The organism is Clostridium sp. AM34-9AC (genome assembly GCF_003480225.1).
In the GTDB taxonomy this organism is placed as follows: Bacteria; Bacillota; Clostridia; order Lachnospirales; family Lachnospiraceae; genus Acetatifactor; species Acetatifactor acetigignens.
The window spans coordinates 36,603-54,868 of record NZ_QUIU01000024.1 but is presented as its reverse complement, the minus strand read 5'-3'; the positions used below and the strand labels follow the sequence as shown (position 1 = coordinate 54,868).

16 protein-coding genes are annotated in these 18,266 nt (G+C 47.4%); 13 read left to right on the top strand and 3 right to left on the bottom strand.

Annotation, left to right across the window (positions count from 1 at the left end):
- Positions 1-5: 5 nt before the first annotated feature.
- The 4 genes from nrdG to DW835_RS13860 all read left to right on the top strand — a co-directional run bounded on the left by nrdG (position 6) and on the right by DW835_RS13860 (position 3,558).
- Complete coding sequence (nrdG, locus tag DW835_RS13875; RefSeq protein ID WP_118731304.1) at positions 6-515, top strand: anaerobic ribonucleoside-triphosphate reductase activating protein; 510 nt, start codon at positions 6-8, stop codon at positions 513-515.
- Positions 516-567: 52 nt separating this feature from the next.
- Positions 568-1,080, top strand: a complete 513-nt coding sequence (locus DW835_RS13870) for a deoxyuridine 5'-triphosphate nucleotidohydrolase (protein WP_118731303.1) — start codon at positions 568-570, stop codon at positions 1,078-1,080.
- A gap of 84 nt (positions 1,081-1,164) precedes the next feature.
- Positions 1,165-2,604 (top strand): spore germination protein, encoded by a 1,440-nt coding sequence (locus DW835_RS13865; protein ID WP_118731302.1) that lies wholly within the window; start codon positions 1,165-1,167, stop codon positions 2,602-2,604.
- A gap of 90 nt (positions 2,605-2,694) precedes the next feature.
- The gene (locus DW835_RS13860) at positions 2,695-3,558 is read left to right on the top strand and encodes a DegV family protein (RefSeq protein WP_022312476.1); all 864 of its coding nucleotides are present in this window, start codon (positions 2,695-2,697) and stop codon (positions 3,556-3,558) included.
- A 144-nt stretch (positions 3,559-3,702) separates the two neighbouring features.
- Here the strand turns inward: DW835_RS13860 and DW835_RS13855 are convergent, their stop codons facing one another.
- Genes DW835_RS13855 through DW835_RS13845 form a run of 3 tightly spaced genes read right to left on the bottom strand, consistent with a single transcriptional unit; the run spans position 3,703 to position 4,738 of the window.
- Positions 3,703-4,317 (bottom strand): manganese catalase family protein, encoded by a 615-nt coding sequence (locus DW835_RS13855; RefSeq protein ID WP_117465636.1) that lies wholly within the window; start codon positions 4,315-4,317, stop codon positions 3,703-3,705.
- A complete protein-coding gene (locus DW835_RS13850) occupies positions 4,317-4,571 on the bottom strand; it encodes a spore coat protein CotJB (RefSeq protein ID WP_227733133.1) in 255 nt (84 codons plus the stop codon). Before DW835_RS13850 ends, DW835_RS13855 begins: the two co-directional genes overlap by 1 nt.
- Entirely contained in the window at positions 4,568-4,738 is a 171-nt protein-coding gene (locus DW835_RS13845; RefSeq protein ID WP_022312479.1) for a spore coat associated protein CotJA, read from the bottom strand. The genes DW835_RS13850 and DW835_RS13845 overlap by 4 nt, the downstream gene beginning before the upstream one ends.
- Before the next feature lie 393 nt (positions 4,739-5,131).
- On the opposite strand from DW835_RS13845, the gene DW835_RS13840 reads away from it, so the two are divergent.
- The 9 genes from DW835_RS13840 (at position 5,132) to mutS (ending at position 18,249) form a co-directional block, all read left to right on the top strand.
- Positions 5,132-5,794: a response regulator transcription factor gene (locus DW835_RS13840; protein WP_117465638.1), complete on the top strand. Its 663-nt coding sequence runs from the start codon at positions 5,132-5,134 to the stop codon at positions 5,792-5,794.
- On the top strand, positions 5,778-7,256 hold the full coding sequence (locus DW835_RS13835) for a HAMP domain-containing sensor histidine kinase (protein ID WP_118731301.1): 1,479 nt from the start codon (positions 5,778-5,780) through the stop codon (positions 7,254-7,256). The genes DW835_RS13840 and DW835_RS13835 overlap by 17 nt, the downstream gene beginning before the upstream one ends.
- Complete coding sequence (locus tag DW835_RS13830; protein ID WP_147353729.1) at positions 7,253-8,212, top strand: hypothetical protein; 960 nt, start codon at positions 7,253-7,255, stop codon at positions 8,210-8,212. The genes DW835_RS13835 and DW835_RS13830 overlap by 4 nt, the downstream gene beginning before the upstream one ends.
- A 114-nt stretch (positions 8,213-8,326) precedes the next feature.
- Complete coding sequence (locus DW835_RS13825; RefSeq protein WP_118731299.1) at positions 8,327-9,733, top strand: amino acid carrier protein; 1,407 nt, start codon at positions 8,327-8,329, stop codon at positions 9,731-9,733.
- 211 nt (positions 9,734-9,944) lie between these two features.
- Positions 9,945-11,177, top strand: a complete 1,233-nt coding sequence (gene pepT, locus DW835_RS13820) for a peptidase T (RefSeq protein ID WP_118731298.1) — start codon at positions 9,945-9,947, stop codon at positions 11,175-11,177.
- Between the two features lie 35 nt (positions 11,178-11,212).
- Positions 11,213-12,622 (top strand): tRNA (N6-isopentenyl adenosine(37)-C2)-methylthiotransferase MiaB, encoded by a 1,410-nt coding sequence (miaB, locus tag DW835_RS13815; protein WP_118731297.1) that lies wholly within the window; start codon positions 11,213-11,215, stop codon positions 12,620-12,622.
- A gap of 12 nt (positions 12,623-12,634) precedes the next feature.
- The gene (locus DW835_RS13810; protein WP_022312486.1) at positions 12,635-13,696 is read left to right on the top strand and encodes a GGDEF domain-containing protein; all 1,062 of its coding nucleotides are present in this window, start codon (positions 12,635-12,637) and stop codon (positions 13,694-13,696) included.
- Between the two features lie 112 nt (positions 13,697-13,808).
- A complete protein-coding gene (locus DW835_RS13805) occupies positions 13,809-15,458 on the top strand; it encodes a SulP family inorganic anion transporter (protein ID WP_022312487.1) in 1,650 nt (549 codons plus the stop codon).
- Positions 15,459-15,591: 133 nt separating this feature from the next.
- The gene (gene mutS, locus DW835_RS13800; protein WP_118731296.1) at positions 15,592-18,249 is read left to right on the top strand and encodes a DNA mismatch repair protein MutS; all 2,658 of its coding nucleotides are present in this window, start codon (positions 15,592-15,594) and stop codon (positions 18,247-18,249) included.
- Positions 18,250-18,266: the final 17 nt, after the last annotated feature.

The following is an 18,266-nucleotide window of genomic DNA, read 5'->3' as shown; positions in this document are numbered from 1 at the left end:
GATAAATGAGATATCATAATATAACCAGGGACGATATGCTGAACGGCGATGGTCTGCGGGTCGTACTGTGGGTGGCAGGCTGCAACCATTGCTGCAAGGAATGCCAGAATCCTATTACCTGGGATCCTGACGGAGGACTCTTATTTGACGAAAGCGCAAAACAGGAGATCTTCGAACAGTTGGAAAAGCCGTACATTTCCGGTATTACCTTTTCCGGCGGAGATCCGATGCATCCCGTGAACCGGGCGGATGTCAGAGACCTCATGAGTGAAATCCGGGAAAAATATCCCACGAAAACGATCTGGATGTACACCGGGGACAGCTGGGAAGACATCTGTGATCTGCCGGTGATGCAGTATGTGGATGTGGTAGTAGACGGTGAATTCCATGTGGAGGAAAAAGATGTAAAGCTCCTGTGGAAGGGCAGTAAGAACCAGCGGGTGATCGATGTGAAGAAGACCTTGGCCAGTGATCATAGACGGGTGCCGGTATTGCACTGCGGGGATTACGCATAGGAAGCGGCTGGTTTCAACCGGTAATGTAAGAAGAAAAAGGAAAGAACAGACAATGCACAGAATAGCAAAATTTCATTTTGTAAGTCCGGGGCAGTTTTTGACTGCCATGCAGGAGGGATATCCTCAGTATACGGAAGCACAGATCAAGGAAATGTATGAAAATTTAAAACTTCCCAGGAGAGCCACGAAAGGAAGCGCAGGCTATGATTTCTTCGCACCGTTTGCCTTTACCCTGGCCCCGGGAGAGACCATCAAGATTCCTACCGGCATTCGTGCTGAAATGAAGGAGGACTGGGTATTACAGATTTATCCGAGAAGCGGACTGGGCTTTAAATACCGTTTGCAGATGAACAATACCGTGGGCATCATTGACAGTGACTATTTCTTTTCAGATAATGAAGGACATATCTTCATGAAGATCACCAATGATTCCAATGAAGGCAAGACCGTGGAGGTTCCTGCGGGAACCGGATTTGCACAGGGAATCTTTATGCAGTATGGCATCACGGAAGATGATGATGCGGAAGAAATCCGTAACGGCGGCTTCGGAAGCACCACGAAGTAACAGGTAAAACAACAAAATAGCAGAATAAAATCCCCCGAATGGGACATGATGAAATTTAGATCATAGACCCAAGGGGGATTTTTTATGCCACAGAACAAACAACCAAAGCTCGTCAGAATATCGGAAAAGCTTCAGCAGAATATGCAGTATGTGGATGAACTGATGGGACTGGAAACCAATTTCGATATTATTCACCGGGTGATTCGTCTCGGTGACACCGATGCCTGCATGTATCTGATCGATGGTTTCTGCAAGGACGAACTGATGCAGAAAATATTACAGTATCTGATGAATCTGAAGACGGAGGACTTCCCAAAGGATGCCCATGAGATGTCTAAAATCGCGATTCCCTACGTGGAGGTGGATCTGGACGATACCTGGGAGAAAATACTGGGAGCTTTGCTGTCCGGCGTCTTTGTCCTGTTGCTGGACGGTTACGAAAAGGCAGTGTTGATTGATGCCAGAACCTATCCCGCCAGAGGGGTGGAGGAGCCGGACAAGGACAAGGTACTCCGGGGGTCCAAGGACGGCTTCGTGGAGACAGTGGTATTCAATACAGCATTGATCCGCCGCAGGATCCGTAGTACGGATCTTCATATGGAAATGCTTAATGCCGGGGAGAATTCCAGAACAGATATCGTACTGTGTTATATGGAGAGCCGTGTGGATCCGAAACTTCTTACGCAGATCCGGGAACGGATCCGTTCCATTCAGGTGGATGCTCTGGCCATGAATCAGGAAAGCCTGGCGGAATGTCTGTACCAGCGGAAGTGGTACAATCCATTTCCGAAGTTCAAATACACGGAGCGGCCGGATACGGCGGCAGCCCAGGTGCTGGAAGGCAATCTGGTGATCCTGGTGGACAATTCCCCTTCTGCCATGATCCTGCCCACCACGATCTTTGATGTGGTGGAAGAGGCGGATGATTATTACTTTCCGCCGGTCACCGGAACGTATCTGCGTCTGACCCGTTTCCTGATCGCACTGCTCACGTATTTCGTGACACCCACATATCTGCTCCTTATGAATCATCGGATGTGGATCCCAGAGAATCTGGAATTTATTATTCTGAAAGAGGATCCCAATGTGCCTCTGATCCTGCAGTTTTTACTGTTGGAGCTGGCCATTGACGGACTGCGGCTGGCGGCGGTCAACACACCGAATATGCTGAGTACTCCCTTGAGTGTCATGGCGGCGCTGGTGCTGGGAGAATTTTCGGTGGAGAGTGGGTGGTTCTCCAGTGAGGTTATGCTTGCCATGGCATTTGTGGCCATTGCTAATTACACGCAGGCTAATTATGAATTGGGTTATGCCTTGAAATTTATGCGGATCCTCAATCTGATTTTGACACAGCTTTTCGGAATATGGGGTTATATTGCCGGACTGATTATATTTGCGCTGGCGCTCCTTACGAATAAGACAATCTCCGGACAAAGCTATCTGTATCCGCTGATTCCTTTTGACAGAGCAAAAATGAGAAATCGTTTCTTCCGTGGAAGAATGCCAGAAACCAGAAAAATGTGACAAAATGTATCACTTTTGTCAGCGAAAATTGAAATGGGGGCCCTTTTGATGTATGCTTAGGAAAAATTGATAGCATCAGGAGGGTAACCAATGTTTAAAATCGTTACAGACAGTACTGCTGATCTGCCGGTAGAGTATCTGAAGGAACATGATCTTGGATGCATGAACCTTAGCTATATCATGGATGGTGTGACTTATGGACAAGGACAGGAACTTCCCGAAAAAGAATTCTATGCATTGATGAGACAGGGCAAGATGCCGACTACATCCCAGGTCAACCCTGAGGAGGCAAAGGCTCATTTTACGGAATATCTGAAAGAAAATAAAGAGATCCTCTGTATCGCTTTTTCCTCCGGACTGAGCGGTACTTACAACAGCATGCGGATCGCGGCGGATGAGATCATGGAGGAACAGCCCGATTGCAAGATCATCGTGATCGACAGTCTGTGCGCTTCTCTGGGAGAGGGACTGCTGGTCCACAAGGCAGTGACTTTGAGAGATCAGGGAAAATCCATGGAAGAAGTGGCAGAGTGGGTGAAGAATAATCGTCTGCATCTGGTACATGTATTTACCGTGGATGATCTGTATCACCTCTACCGCGGCGGACGTGTCAGCAAGGCTACGGCATTTGTAGGAACACTGGCCGGTATCAAACCCAAGCTTCATGTAGATAACGATGGACATCTGATTGTCATCGGTAAGGTAAGAGGACGTAAGAAATCTCTGCATGCACTGGTGGATTACATGGAGGAGAAGATGGGATCCTACCGTGACCAGAACGATATTGTTTTCATCAGCCACGGTGATGATCTGCCTGCGGCGGAACTGGTGAGAGACTTGGTAAAGGCGCGTTTTGGCATGGACAGCTTCCTCATCAACTATGTGGGCCCCACCATCGGTTCTCATTCCGGCCCCGGAACACTGGCATTGTTCTTCATGGGTGAAGAGAGATAATACCTGGCGAAAAGAGATAATTCTGAAAATTGAAAAAAGGCTGCCAGTTTCGAAGCGGAAATTATAGGATTCGGAACCGGCAGCCTTTTCTAAATTGTTTTGATACAAAATTGGATTCTGGAAGCGTGCATGGTAAAAAAGTTATCAGGTCTCGCAGGAATCACAGCGGTCAAATCCGGGATTGAATGCATAGAAGTTCCTGGAGTTCAGGTGATCCTGGGCAATGCGCAAGGCTTCACCGAAGCGCTGGTAGTGGACGATCTCCCGGGCTCTGAGGAACTTGATGGGTTCACAGACATCCGGATCCTTGATCAGGCGCAGAATGTTGTCGTAGGTGGAGCGGGCTTTCTGTTCTGCAGCCATATTTTCGTGCAGATCTGTGATGATGTCTCCTTTTACCTGAAATTCACAGGCATTGAAGGGTACACCGCCTGCTGCCTGAGGCCAGACACCAATGGTGTGATCCACATAATAATTGGCAAATCCGCTTTTCTCGATCTCTTCCATGGAGAGGTCACGGGTCAGCTGGTGAACGATGGTGGCAACCATTTCCAAATGTCCAAGCTCTTCAGTTCCGATATCCGTCAACAGTCCTGCCACTTCCTTAAAGGGCATGGAATAACGCTGGGACAGATAACGCATGCTGGCACCCATTTCCCCGTCGGGGCCACCGTACTGGGAAATGATGACCTGGGCCAGTTTGGCATTGGGTTCCTTGATATTTACAGGGAACTGTAATCTTTTCTCATAACTCCACATCAGTTACATCCTCCTTCCCAGGGTAAGGGAGCGTTGCCCCAGCGCCACTCCTTGTTACTTTCTGCCAGATCTTTCCGCAGGGGGTAATATTCTCTGGAGAATTCCCGCTCCATCTGTGTCTTGATTCTGGCATAATGGTTGAAATACTCCATGGCATTCCGGTCTGTGGGGTGAGTGTCCAGATACAGCATCAGATCCGTCAGAACGAAGTCGGCAATGCCGATGTCGTGCAGCATTTTTTCTTCACTGTTCATTTTACGCATCTCCTTCCGGTAAAAGGTTTGTCAAGCTCCGGAAAAATGGTACCCGCCTGGTAGCCTTTTTCCAGATTCTCATACATTTTGGTGAAATGCTGCCAGGGAACATAGGCCATGGCCAGTGGATATTTTTCAAAATGTTCTTCAAAAGAATAGTCTTTCATAGCAATCCTTTCCAATAATTCATTTAATATATGGTATGATCGGACGAAAAAATAGTGCCAAATAAATAGATGATACAAATTGGATACAAAGATGAGATATGCTATAATATAAATATGTGCAAAAGAAAAACAAGCGGCTGCGAAGCAGACATTTGTTTTTCTTGCACTATTAGCGAACGAATATCCTGCGAAGCAGAATGCAGAGTGCGATAGCACGAATTCGTGAGCTTGGGAAGCGTGGTCGAAGGACAGCGGATTGTGAATGTCTGTTACGATTTCGAGAGTGCGATAGCACGGAGAAATCGTATTATAAAACAAGCGGCTGCGAAGCAGGATGCAGAGTGCGATAGCACGAATTCGTGAGCTTATGAAATGTGGTCGAGGGACAGGGAAATGCTTAGAATATTAATTGCAGAAGATGAGGAGCCCATTGCCAATCTGATCCGGATCAATCTGACGAGAGCCGGGTACCAGTGCACCTGGGCACCGGACGGACAGACCGCAGCGGATCTTATGGAGCGGGAGAAATTCGATCTGGCACTTTTGGATATCATGCTGCCGGGAATCAATGGTTATGAACTGATGGATTATGCGAAAGCCTGTGAGCTTCCGGTGATCTTTCTGACAGCCTTGGGTTCTACGGAACATAAAGTAAAAGGGCTTCGCATGGGCGCAGATGATTATCTGCCGAAGCCTTTCGAGATCGTGGAGCTTCTGGCCAGAGTAGAGGCAGTGCTGCGCAGATATCATAAGACGGAGACGATGATACAGGTCAACAATGTAACTATAGATACGGCATCCCACAGAGTGACACTGGATGGAGAAGAAATCTATCTGACACCGAAGGAATTTGATCTTCTGTTATTGTTTGCAAGAAATAAAAACAGGGCTTTGTACCGGGAGACTATATACGAGACCGTATGGGGCGGTGAATATATGGGACAGAGCCGCACGGTGGACCTGCATGTACAGCGGCTGAAGAAAAAGCTACATTGGGAAAATATTATTATAGCGGTATATAAGGTGGGGTATCGTTTGAATGAAGTTCACGTATAAATTATTTTTTTCCATCACAGCACTCCTTACGGCAGCCTTCATGCTGTTTGGAAGCTTTATGCTGTTTTCCTATTTTAACCGCATGTTAGAACGGGAGACGGAGCAGGGAAAACGAGAGAACCTTCTCTTTCAGACCATTTATGATATGGTGTATCAGAACATGGAAAAATACGGAGCGGAATTTGCTGGGATACAGGCAGGAAATTCCGCAACAGAACGGATGACGGATCAGAACGGTATGGAATGTATGATACTTGAAACGGATGGCACGATCACCTTGGAGGGCAGCCTGAAGCTGCCGCAGGATGAGATCAGGACTCTTGCGGAAGAAATGATCCGGACTATGGATCCCGGTGCAGATCAGGTCTACGGTGTCCGCAAGGTAGGAACGTGTTATTATCTGCTCAGCATCATCACAGATCAGGCGACGGATTCGGCAGATACGGTATATCTAGGGATCCTGAAGGATCTGAGCGGCATTTATGAAGAACGGAGTAGTATGATGCGGCAATATGGTATTGCGCTGGCAGGTCTGTTGGTGATCGGTGGTCTGGCAGCTTTTTTGCTGTCCAGATATCTGACCCGCCCCATAGAGCAGTTAAACCGCACTGCGGGAAGGATTGCAGGAGGGGATTTTGAGAAGAGAGCTGTCTATCAGGGCACAGATGAGATCGGAGAGTTATCCCGCAGCTTTAACCGGATGACGGACCGCCTGATGCACCAGATGGAAGAAAAAGAGCTGGAAGCGAAACAGAAGGAGGACTTTACAGCGGCATTTGCCCATGAACTGAAGACACCGCTGACCTCCATCATCGGCTATGCAGATATGTTGAATTCTTATGAACTGACGGAACAGGAACGGGGGGAGGCCACGTATTATATTTTCAGTCAGGGGAAACGTCTGGAGAGTCTGTCCCATAAATTACTGGAGCTGGTAGGAATGGACAGACAGGAGATGGAATTTAAAAGAATACTTACCAGGGATCTGGAAGAAAATATCCGGGATACTATGCGGATTCCTTTTGAGCGGAAAGGAATTCGTGGGAAGATCAATCTGGAAAAAGGAGTGATCTGGGGAGACCGGGATCTGTTACTGTCACTGTTATATAATCTGTTGGACAATGCCGTGAAGGCAGTGGAAGAGGGCGGATTTATTCTTATGAAGGGAAGAAAACTTCCACAAGGGTATGAAATAAAAGTTGTGGACAACGGAAGAGGAATTCCGCAGGAAGAGATCGCACGGATCACGGAAGCTTTCTATATGGTAGATAAGTCCAGGTCCCGCAAAGAAGGCGGCGCCGGAATCGGAATGGCTCTCTGCCAGAAAATCATTACCCTGCATCAGGGGGAACTTAAAATCGACAGCAAGCTTGGAGAAGGCACGGTAATACGGTTATATTTTCCCGGGAAAATGCAGGCTGTAAAAAATAAAAGCAACAGGGGAGCAAAAGGCGGAATATGAAAAAACAGGAGAATAAGAACCGGCGCAATTTCCTACTATGTATGGGTGGACTGTTTGTGCTGATCGTATTTGCATTCGCAGGACCGGAAGGGCTGTTACGATTGCAGGATAAAAGCAGGCTGACCAGGTCAGTCAGTATATCAAATACAGGAACGGATTATACCGTCTGGAAGGAAGAGTATGAGACAGACACTGTGCGCAGACTTCAAAATCTGGCAGACGGTATCGCTTTGGGAAAACAGTACTATATCTCTGAACAGGATTATGAAGCTGCAACGGATGGTGAAATATATAGTCTGATCGATGAATATATTTTAAATACGGAATGGAATTACACTTTTCAGGATATGGGTGTGATCCCGGAGGATTATTTTTTCAAAAATATGGATACAGATCATATTTCCATCAAACGATATATTTTGTATGATGAAAAGCTGTCGGACGGAGTCGCGATCATGGCCTATGACATCTGTATGCGCATGAAGGAAGAGGAGGTTACGGGAGTCAGTATAGAGTGTGTCGTGGATTCCGAGACCGGAACACTCTATGCTATGAAGGTTGTGCTAGAAGATGAGACAGAACCTGTCACCTGGGATGATATCGGTGCGGATGCCCCTTATTATTTTATCACCGATTATATGCAGTCTTATCTGCATGATTATAATTCCGGGACCTATATTGAAATCGAGGGAGAGGCGCCTTATGATACCAATGCACAGATCATGTGGGATAAAGAAGCTGAAATAAAGGCTGGAATAGAAGCGGAGGACCGGACGACCATGGAAAACGACAACGGTGAGTATTCGTGTGATCTTGCATATGGAGAGCATAAGCTGCATCTGACCGCAACCCTGCTCAATGCTTCCGAAGGACAACTGGAGAAAGGTATCGGATATCTGTTCGGGATCCGTGAGATCGCAGAAAAAATCCCGGGGTTTCTGCCGGATAGCCAGTAAATACATTCCGGAAATGCAGGAATCCGGAAAAGCAGCCGGACAGTGATATCAATGTATAAAATAGAAAAATAAAGAATATAGTTTAGAAAAATATGTCAGGGAGACAGACTTTTTATGATCACAGAGGTAACAGGCTTTTTACAGCAGACAGACCGGATCGTATGGGGACCCTGGCTTATTTTTTTGTTGCTGGGAACCGGCTGTTATCTGATGCTTAGCTTACGATTCCTTCCCTTGAAGAATCTGCCTGCTGCACTCAGGCGTGTGTTTTTGCCGGAAAGCCGGAAGGGAACAGAGGGCAGGGGAGTATCTTCGTTTTCTTCCCTGACCACGGAACTGGCGGCCACCATTGGAACGGGAAATATTGTAGGGGTAGCCACTGCCATGGTACTGGGAGGGCCGGGTGCTCTGTTCTGGATGTTACTGTCCGGGATCATCGGGCTGTCGACCAAACTGGTAGAAAGCACACTGTGTGTCAGGTATCGTGTCAAAAACCAAAAGGGGGAACCGGCAGGCGGTCCGATGTATGTACTGCAAAATGCATTCCCACAGAAAACAGCAGGCAGGATCCTCGCCATGCTGTTTGCAACATTTGCTGTGCTGGCTTCCTTCGGCATGGGAAATATGACACAGGGAAATTCTATTGCGGAGGCACTTTCGGTGACGTTTCAGGTAAAACAGACAGTCACGGGAATTGTGTTAAGTCTGCTTACGATTCTGGTGATTCTGGGAGGGATAGGAACCATTGCGAAGGTGACGGAATATCTGGTGCCCTGTATGGCAGTGTTTTATCTGTTTGGAACGGGAATGGTGATCTTTACCCATTTTAAGAATCTTCCCGCCGGTGTGGTGCAGATCCTGTGGGGAGCTTTCTGCCCGGAGGCTATGACAGGAGGGGCGGCAGGGACGATGCTTGCAGTGGAAAACGGAATCGCCCATTCCGGAAGAATGGCGATGCGCTATGGGGTCTCCAGAGGTGTTTTCTCAAATGAAGCGGGACTGGGGGCGGCGGGAATCAGTGCTGCTGCCGCAGATACGTCAGATGCGGTGCATCAGGGATATATCAGCATGACGGGTGTCTTTATTGATACCATTGTGATCTGCTCTCTGACGGGGCTTGCCATTGCGGCCAGTGGAATGCTGGGGCAGAGGGACCCCCGGGGAGAAGTCCTGAACGGTACAGCCCTCATGATCGCTGTTTTTTCAGATACTTTCGGCAGAACAGGGGAATGGATGCTCACAATCTCCATTGTACTGTTTGCATTTGCCACGATTATCGCCTGGGAATATCAGGGGGAGAAAGCTTTTGAGTATCTGACGGGCGGCTGTGACCGAACCCAGTGGTATCGCCTGGGCTATGGACTGGTCACTTTTTTGGGAGCGGTCTGCTCGCTGGAAGCGGTGTGGGATTTTTCGGATATTTGTAACGGACTGATGGCAGTACCGAATCTGCTGGCGGTACTGATGCTGTCAAGAGGGATCTGTCGGGAAATACGGAAATATAATTTCCGAGAAATATAAAATTTGAAATTAATGATTGAAGGGTTGCCGACACCATGATATGATAAATAAGATACAGCTGTCCGCGTTTATAAGAGCGTAAGAGAGGACAGTTGTATTTGTGTATACGATGAGCCAGGTACAGGCTTGTGCTTGCACAAGGATCTGTATTTGGCGAATGTACATCATCGAGCTTTTAAGCGAGCTGGTGTATAAGTTAAGGAGTGAGATTATGGACAAGACCATTGAAAATTTTTTACGATATGTAAAGATCGATACCCAGTCCAGTGAAGAAAGCACCACCATCCCCAGTACCATGAAACAACATGATCTGGCCAGACAGCTGGTGAGCGAACTGGAGGCCATGGGGGCCGCAGAGATCACTTATGACAAGGAGCACTGTTATGTCTATGCCACAATTCCGGCATCCGCAGGCTGCGAGAAAGCTCCGGTACTTGGCTTCATTTCCCATATGGATACCTCTCCGGCGGTGACGGATACCAACGTAAATCCCCGGATCGTAGAGAATTACGATGGAAAAGATATTGTGTTGAATGCAGCAGGGAATATTGTCATGAAGGTGGAGGATTTTCCGGAACTGTTACATTATATGGGACAAGATCTGATCGTGACGGACGGAACGACTTTGCTTGGTGCGGACGACAAGGCCGGTGTGGCTGAGATCATGACCATGGCGGAGACTTTATTAATGCATCCGGAGAAAAAGCATGGTAAGATCCGGATCGGCTTTACCCCGGATGAGGAAGTGGGTGCCGGAGCCGATCATTTTGATGTGAAGCTGTTCGGTGCGGATTATGCCTACACCGTGGATGGCGGAGCACTGGGGGAATTGGAATATGAGAATTTTAATGCCGCCGGGGCAAAGCTTCATGTATATGGCAGAAGTGTGCATCCCGGTTCCGCCAAAGGCAAAATGAAAAATGCCATTCTCATCGCGCAGGAGTTTCAGAAGCTGCTGCCGGTAGAGCAGAATCCAATGTATACCGAAGGCTATGAGGGCTTCTTCCATCTGGATGCTATAAGCGGCAATGTGGAGGAAGTTACTGCGGACTATATTATCCGTGATCATAACAGACAGCTGTTTGAACAGAAAAAAGAGTTGTTCTTGTCCTGTGCGGATTTCCTGAACCGGAAGTATGGGGAAGGTACCGCTATAGTGGATATGAAAGATTCTTATTATAACATGCGGGAGATCATGGAGCAGCATATGCATCTGATCGACAACGCGAAAGCTGCCATGGAAGAGCTGGGAATCGAGCCCAAGGTATCGCCCATCCGCGGCGGTACCGACGGCGCCAGACTGTCCTTCATGGGGCTGCCCTGCCCGAACCTGTGCACCGGCGGAGAAAATTATCACGGCAGATATGAGTATGCCTGTGTACAGTCCATGGAAAAAACAACCGGACTATTGATCGCCATTGCAGCAAAATACGCAGACAGATAATAGATACCGATATTTAGAAAGGCAATATTTTTTATATGATAAATGTAACACAAATGAACGAAACCGACAGACAGTATTATTTTATGGAGAAAGCCTCCGGTCATGTGGCAAAGCTTGGAGAAGAACTGGGCAGAAGGCCTACCTGCTGTGTGACTACTTTTGGATGTCAGATGAATGCCAGGGATTCGGAAAAACTGGTGGGAATCCTGGAAAAAGTCGGCTATGAGATCATTGAAGATGAGAATGCGGACTTTGTGATCTATAATACCTGTACGGTGAGAGATAACGCCAACCAGCGTGTCTATGGAAGACTGGGAGTATTAAACGGCTATAAAAGGAAAAATCCTCATATGAAGATCGCATTGTGCGGCTGTATGATGCAGGAACCCACCGTGATCGAGAAGATTAAAAACAGTTACCGCTTCGTGGATCTGATCTTCGGAACTCATAATATTTTCAAATTCGCAGAGCTGTTATGCTCCCTGTTTGAAAATGAGGGAATGGTCATTGATATCTGGAAGGATACGGACAAGATCGTGGAAGATCTGCCGGTAGAGAGAAAATATTCTTTCAAATCAGGTATCAATATTATGTTCGGCTGCAATAATTTCTGCAGCTATTGTATTGTCCCCTATGTCCGCGGCAGGGAGCGAAGCCGTAATCCGAAGGATATCATCCGGGAGATCGAGGGACTGGTGGCAGACGGCGTTGTGGAGATCATGCTGCTGGGACAGAATGTAAATTCCTACGGTAAGAATCTTGAAGAGCCCATTACCTTTGCACAGCTTTTGCAGGAAGTAGAAAGAATCGAGGGATTGGAGAGGATCCGTTTCATGACCTCCCACCCCAAGGATCTGTCGGAGGAACTCATTGAGGTGATGAAGCATTCGAAAAAGATCTGCAGACATCTGCATCTGCCCTTACAGTCCGGTTCCACGAAGATTTTAAAAGCCATGAACCGTCGTTATACCAAGGAACAGTATCTGGAGTTGGCGGAGAAGATCCGCAGGGAGATCCCGGATATGGCTATTACCACGGATATTATCGTAGGCTTTCCGGGAGAGACGAAAGAAGACGTGGATGAGACCATTGATGTGATCCGCCGTGTGAAATATGACAATGCGTTTACCTTTATTTATTCCAAACGTACCGGTACTCCGGCGGCAGCCATGGAACAGGTGCCAGAGGAGCAGGTGAAGGAACAGTTTGACCGGGTACTTAAGACCGTGCAGGAGACTGCCAGAGAACAGGTTAGCAGATATCAGGGACAGATTGCAGATGTGCTGGTGGAAGAGATCAACGAAAACGACCGCTCCATGGTCACCGGAAGAATGTCCAACAATACATTGGTACATTTTCAGGGGGATGCATCACTTGTGGGGAAGATAGTGAATGTATCGCTGGATGAATGCCATGGATTTTATTACACAGGTCATCAGGTGTAAAAGGAAAATAAAATGAAACAAGAGAAGGAAAAAGAACTTTGGGGAAATTGTGATATAGAGAAGGATATGTCCTGGAATATGTATCAGATTCTTGTGAACACGGCCGTAAGCGCAAACCTGATTGGGACGATTTGCAATTTCTGTATTCATGGGACGGAACTACCCACCATACTCTGCGGAGTATGCCTGTTGATGATCCTGATCATCGGATGTGCCGGATGGATTACCCAAAAGGTGCAATTACCTGCGGTTGTGATCATTTTAATACTTTCCTGGTTTGAGTTCCCTTATCTGTATTATTGCTATGGGAACACAGCCATTGTATATCTGATTCTTGGAATTGTGGGACTGGCAGTATTTTTCCCCAGAAGCATGGTGATTGCTTCTTATGCGTTCACCCTGCTGGAATATCTTGTAATCATGATGATCAGTTTTGAACGTCCTTCCAGATGGAGCAATATGGATGAAATCGGTATAATAGGAACAACTCTGGGATCTTTTATCATCGTAGCACTTTCCGTATTTACCATGATATTTGTACTGCTCAAAAGGTATGAAGAACAACGGAAACAATTGCTGACGCTCAGTGAAAATCTGGAATTTGCAGCAAATCATGATCCACTGACCAGACTGTATAATCGACGTTATCTGGTAAAACAGGTGGATGGGTGGATGCGGATACCAGGCAGGAATTTTTGGATCATACTGATGGATGTGGACGATTTTAAAGTAGTAAATGATACCTATGGACATGGATATGGTGATGATGTGCTAAGGGAAGCCGGCAGACTGATGCTGGAGGAAATGCTGGGAAAGGGAATTGCCTCCCGATTCGGCGGCGAGGAATTTATGCTGGTATTCGAAGAAGACAACCGTGAGCAGGTGCTGCAGGCGTTTCAAAATATTCAGGAGGGGTTAAGGAAATACTCTCAGGCAACCAAACAAACGGATATTACGATCAGCGGTGGAATGGAACGTTATGAGGCAGATAAACAGATGGATCTGTTGTTTACTTCTGCAGATCGTAAGCTATACACCGCAAAAAATAATGGGAAAAATCGTATTGTAGAATGATTTGGCCAAAAAAATCTTGCCAAGAAAACGAAATAGAGATATGATAAGGCTCGTGTGACTTTATAAAAATTTTATAATTTCACACGAGTTTTGTATTATTAAGGAGATTGTTATGGAAAAACTAAAACCGAAGCTTTTCTCCGTGATGAAAAGCTACACGAAAGAACAGTTTGTAAAAGATGTGATCGCAGGTATCATCGTGGCGATCATTGCCCTGCCCTTATCCATTGCACTGGCACTGGCTTCCGGAGTAACACCGGAAAAGGGTATCTATACAGCAATCACCGCAGGCTTTGTGATCTCTTTCCTGGGTGGCAGCCGCGTACAGATCGCAGGTCCTACTGCGGCATTTGCCACTATCGTAGCCGGTATTGTGGCGAAGAACGGCATGGACGGTCTGATCATCGCGACATTGTTAGCGGGTGTGATCCTGATTCTGATGGGATTATTCCGATTGGGTAATCTGATCAAGTTCATCCCTTATACCATTACCACGGGCTTTACCTCAGGTATTGCCGTGACAATTCTGATCGGACAGATCAAGGACTTCATGGGACTGACCATTGTCAGTGAAGAGCCGCTGATCGAGACCATGGACAAATTAAAAGCGGTATTTCAGTTTATATCCACCACCAATCTGCAGGCCCTTCTGGTGGGTGTGATCAGTCTGCTGATCCTGATCGTATGGCAGTATCTGCCGGGCTTCTGCAAGAAGATTCCCCCTTCACTGATTGCAGTACTGGTGGGAAGTGCCATGGTAGCACTGCTTAATATGAATGTAAACACCATCGGAGATCTGTATGAGATCTCCAATAAGCTCCCGACAATTTCTCTGCCGTCCTTCAGCCTGAAGACCGTACAGAATGTCCTGCCGGATGCTTTCACCATCGCTATTCTGGCGGCTATCGAGTCTCTGCTTTCCTGTGTGGTGGCAGACAGCATGGTGAATAGTAGACACCGCTCCAACATGGAATTGATCGCCCAGGGTGCCGGCAACATTACTTCCGCATTGTTCGGAGGAATTCCGGCTACCGGAGCCATTGCCAGAACCGCAGCCAACGTGAAAAACGGCGGACGTACCCCTATTGCAGGTATGGTACATTCTGTGACACTGCTGTTAATACTGGTGGTGCTGATGCCGTATGCGGCACTGATCCCCATGCCTACCATCGCAGCGATCCTGTTCATGGTGGCATACAATATGTGTGACTGGCGGAAGTTCGTAGGACTCTGCAAGACTGCACCCAAGAGCGATATCATCGTTCTGGTGACCACGTTTGTACTGACCGTTGTGTTTGATCTGGTGGTAGCCATTGAGGTAGGTATCCTGCTGGCAGCCATTCTGTTCATGAAACGTATGAGCGATGTGACGGAAGTGGAAGGCTGGAAATATGTGGACGATGAGGATGATGCGGACAGCCTGTCCTTAAGAGTCGTACCGCACAACACTATGGTTTATGAGGTCAGCGGCCCTCTGTTCTTCGGCGCAGCAGACAAGATCCTGAAGATCACACTGGATGAGAAGATGAATTGTCTGGTACTGCGTATGCGCAGCGTGAGCGCTATCGATGCCACAGCCATGCATAATCTGGAACAGCTATATACAGACTGCAAGAAGAAAAATATCCAGATCATTCTGTCCCATGTAGGGGAACAGCCCATGCACGTCATGGAGAAGAGCGGTTTCCTGGACAAGGTCGGCAGAGAGAATGTGTGTGCGCATATTGATGATGCACTGGAGCGCGCCGCACGGTTGGGATAAGGGGCAAAAACTATCATTTGTGGACGGGTTCTTTAATTTACAACCTCAATATTTTGTGCTAAGATAGATGCGGATACGCAAGCTTTTGCGTGTCCGCTTTGTCGTGTATTCTTTTACAGAACAGGAGAAAATCATGGCTGAATTGACACCAATGATGCAAAAATATATGGAGACCAAGGAGCAGTATAAGGACTGCATCCTTTTTTATCGCCTGGGAGACTTTTATGAAATGTTCTTTGACGATGCTATAGTAGCATCCAAAGAGCTGGAAATTGCACTGACCGGAAAAAGCTGTGGACTGGAGGAACGTGCTCCTATGTGTGGTATTCCCTATCATGCGGTGGAGACATATCTGGCCAGATTGGTCAGCAGGGGCTATAAAGTAGCCATCTGCGAACAGGTGGAGGACCCAAAGCTGGCAAAGGGACTGGTGAAGAGAGAGGTTATCCGTGTGGTGACCCCGGGGACCAACCTGGATGTCCAGTCGTTGGAAGCCAGCAAGAACAATTACCTGATGTGCATTGCCTATACCTCGGATGGAATCGGCATTTCCGCAGCGGATGTCACTACCGGAGATTATTATGTGACAGAGGTAGAAGACCTGCGGAAACTGAAGGACGAACTGATGAAATATGAGCCCTCGGAGATCATCTGCAATGAGGCCTTTCTGGTCAGCGGATATGATGTGGAGGACTTGAAGTCCCGGTTACATATGTCGGTCAGCTCACTGGAGTCTCACATGTTCGATGATGACGGCTGCCGGCGGATCCTTATGAGACATTTTAAGGTGAATACTCTGATCGGCCTCGGTGTTGAGGAATTTCCTACAGGAATTCTGGCAGCAGGAGCATTGCTGCAATATTTATATGATACCCAGAAGACGGATCTTGAACATTTTACTCATATTTCTCCCTATCTTACCAGCAAATACATGCTGTTGGACAGTTCCACCAGAAGAAATCTGGAACTGACAGAGACACTGCGGGAAAAGCAGAAGAGAGGGTCTCTGTTGTGGGTACTGGACAAGACGAAGACGGCCATGGGCGGCAGATTGCTGCGAAACTATATTGAGCAGCCTCTGATTGATAAGGAAGAAATGGAGAAACGTCTGGATGCAATCCAGGAACTGAATCAGGATTCCATCTCCCGGGACGAGATCAGAGAGTACCTGAATCCGGTTTACGATCTGGAACGACTGCTCAGCAAAGTAACTTATAAGACGGCAAACCCCAGAGATCTGATCGCTTTTCGTAACTCTCTGCAGATGCTGCCGCCTATCAAGACGGTGTTGTCGGGCTTCCAGAAAGAGGAGCTGGCAGCCATCCGGGAAGAAATCGATGGACTGGAGGACATTTATCAGCTGATTGACGAGGCGATCGTTGAGGAACCGCCCATATCTATTCGTGAAGGCGGAATGATCAAGGATCAGTTCGATGAGACTATAGATCATCTGCGTGCAGCCAAACATGACGGCAAACAATGGCTGGTCCAGCTGGAAGAAGAAGACAGAGAACGTACCGGGATCAAGAATCTCAAAATCAAAAAAAATAATGTGTTCGGCTACTTCTTTGAGGTGACCAATTCCTACAAGGATCTGGTGCCGGAGGATTATATCCGCAAGCAGACCCTTGCCAATGCGGAGCGGTATACCACACCGAGATTAAAAGAACTGGAAGATACGATCTTAAATGCGGAGGACAAGCTTCAGACACTGGAGTATGATATTTTCTGCAGAATCCGGGATACCATCGCACAGGAACTGGTACGTATCCAGAATACTGCCAAGGCGCTTGCAAAACTGGATGTTTATGCATCCCTGTCCCTGGTGTCTGAGCGCAATCACTATGTACGCCCGAAGTTAAATGAAAAAGGTGTCATTGATATCAAGGATGGCAGACATCCTGTGGTGGAACAGATGATCACTAATGACATGTTCATTGCCAACGACACCTATCTGGATAATGGAAGTCATTGTATCAGCATCATCACCGGTCCGAATATGGCGGGAAAATCCACATATATGCGTCAGACGGCACTGATCGTGCTGATGGCACAGATCGGTTGTTTCGTGCCTGCCAGAAGTGCCAACATCGGCATTGTAGACAGAATCTTTACCCGTGTGGGTGCATCGGATGACCTGGCCAGCGGGCAGTCCACGTTCATGGTGGAGATGAATGAGGTGGCGAATATTTTACGGAATGCCACATCCAAAAGTCTCCTGATCCTGGATGAGATCGGAAGAGGCACGTCCACCTTTGATGGCCTGAGCATTGCCTGGGCAGTGATCGAACATATCAGTAATCGAAAGCTTTTGGGAGCGAAGACACTGTTTGCCACCCATTATCATGAGCTGACCGAGCTGGAAGGCAAAATGAACAATGTCAACAACTACTGCATCGCAGTCAAGGAATGCGGAGACGATATTGTATTCCTGCGTAAGATCGTAAAGGGCGGTGCAGACAAGAGCTACGGTATCCAGGTGGCCAAACTGGCCGGTGTGCCAGATATGGTCATTGACCGTGCAAAAGAGATCGTGGAACAGCTGTCCGACAATGATATCACCGAAAAGGTGCAGAGTATCGCCATTGATAATAAGGGCGATGGGAAAGCAAAAAAACAGCCAAAATACGATGAAGTGGATCTGGCGCAGATGTCTCTGTTTGATACGGTGACGGACGAGGATGTGCTGAAGGAACTGACGGAGATCGAAGTAACGACTCTGACACCGCTGGATGCACTGAATACTTTGTACCGCCTGCAGAATAAGTTAAAGAACCGCTGGAACGGCTAGAAAGCATAAGGGAGGAG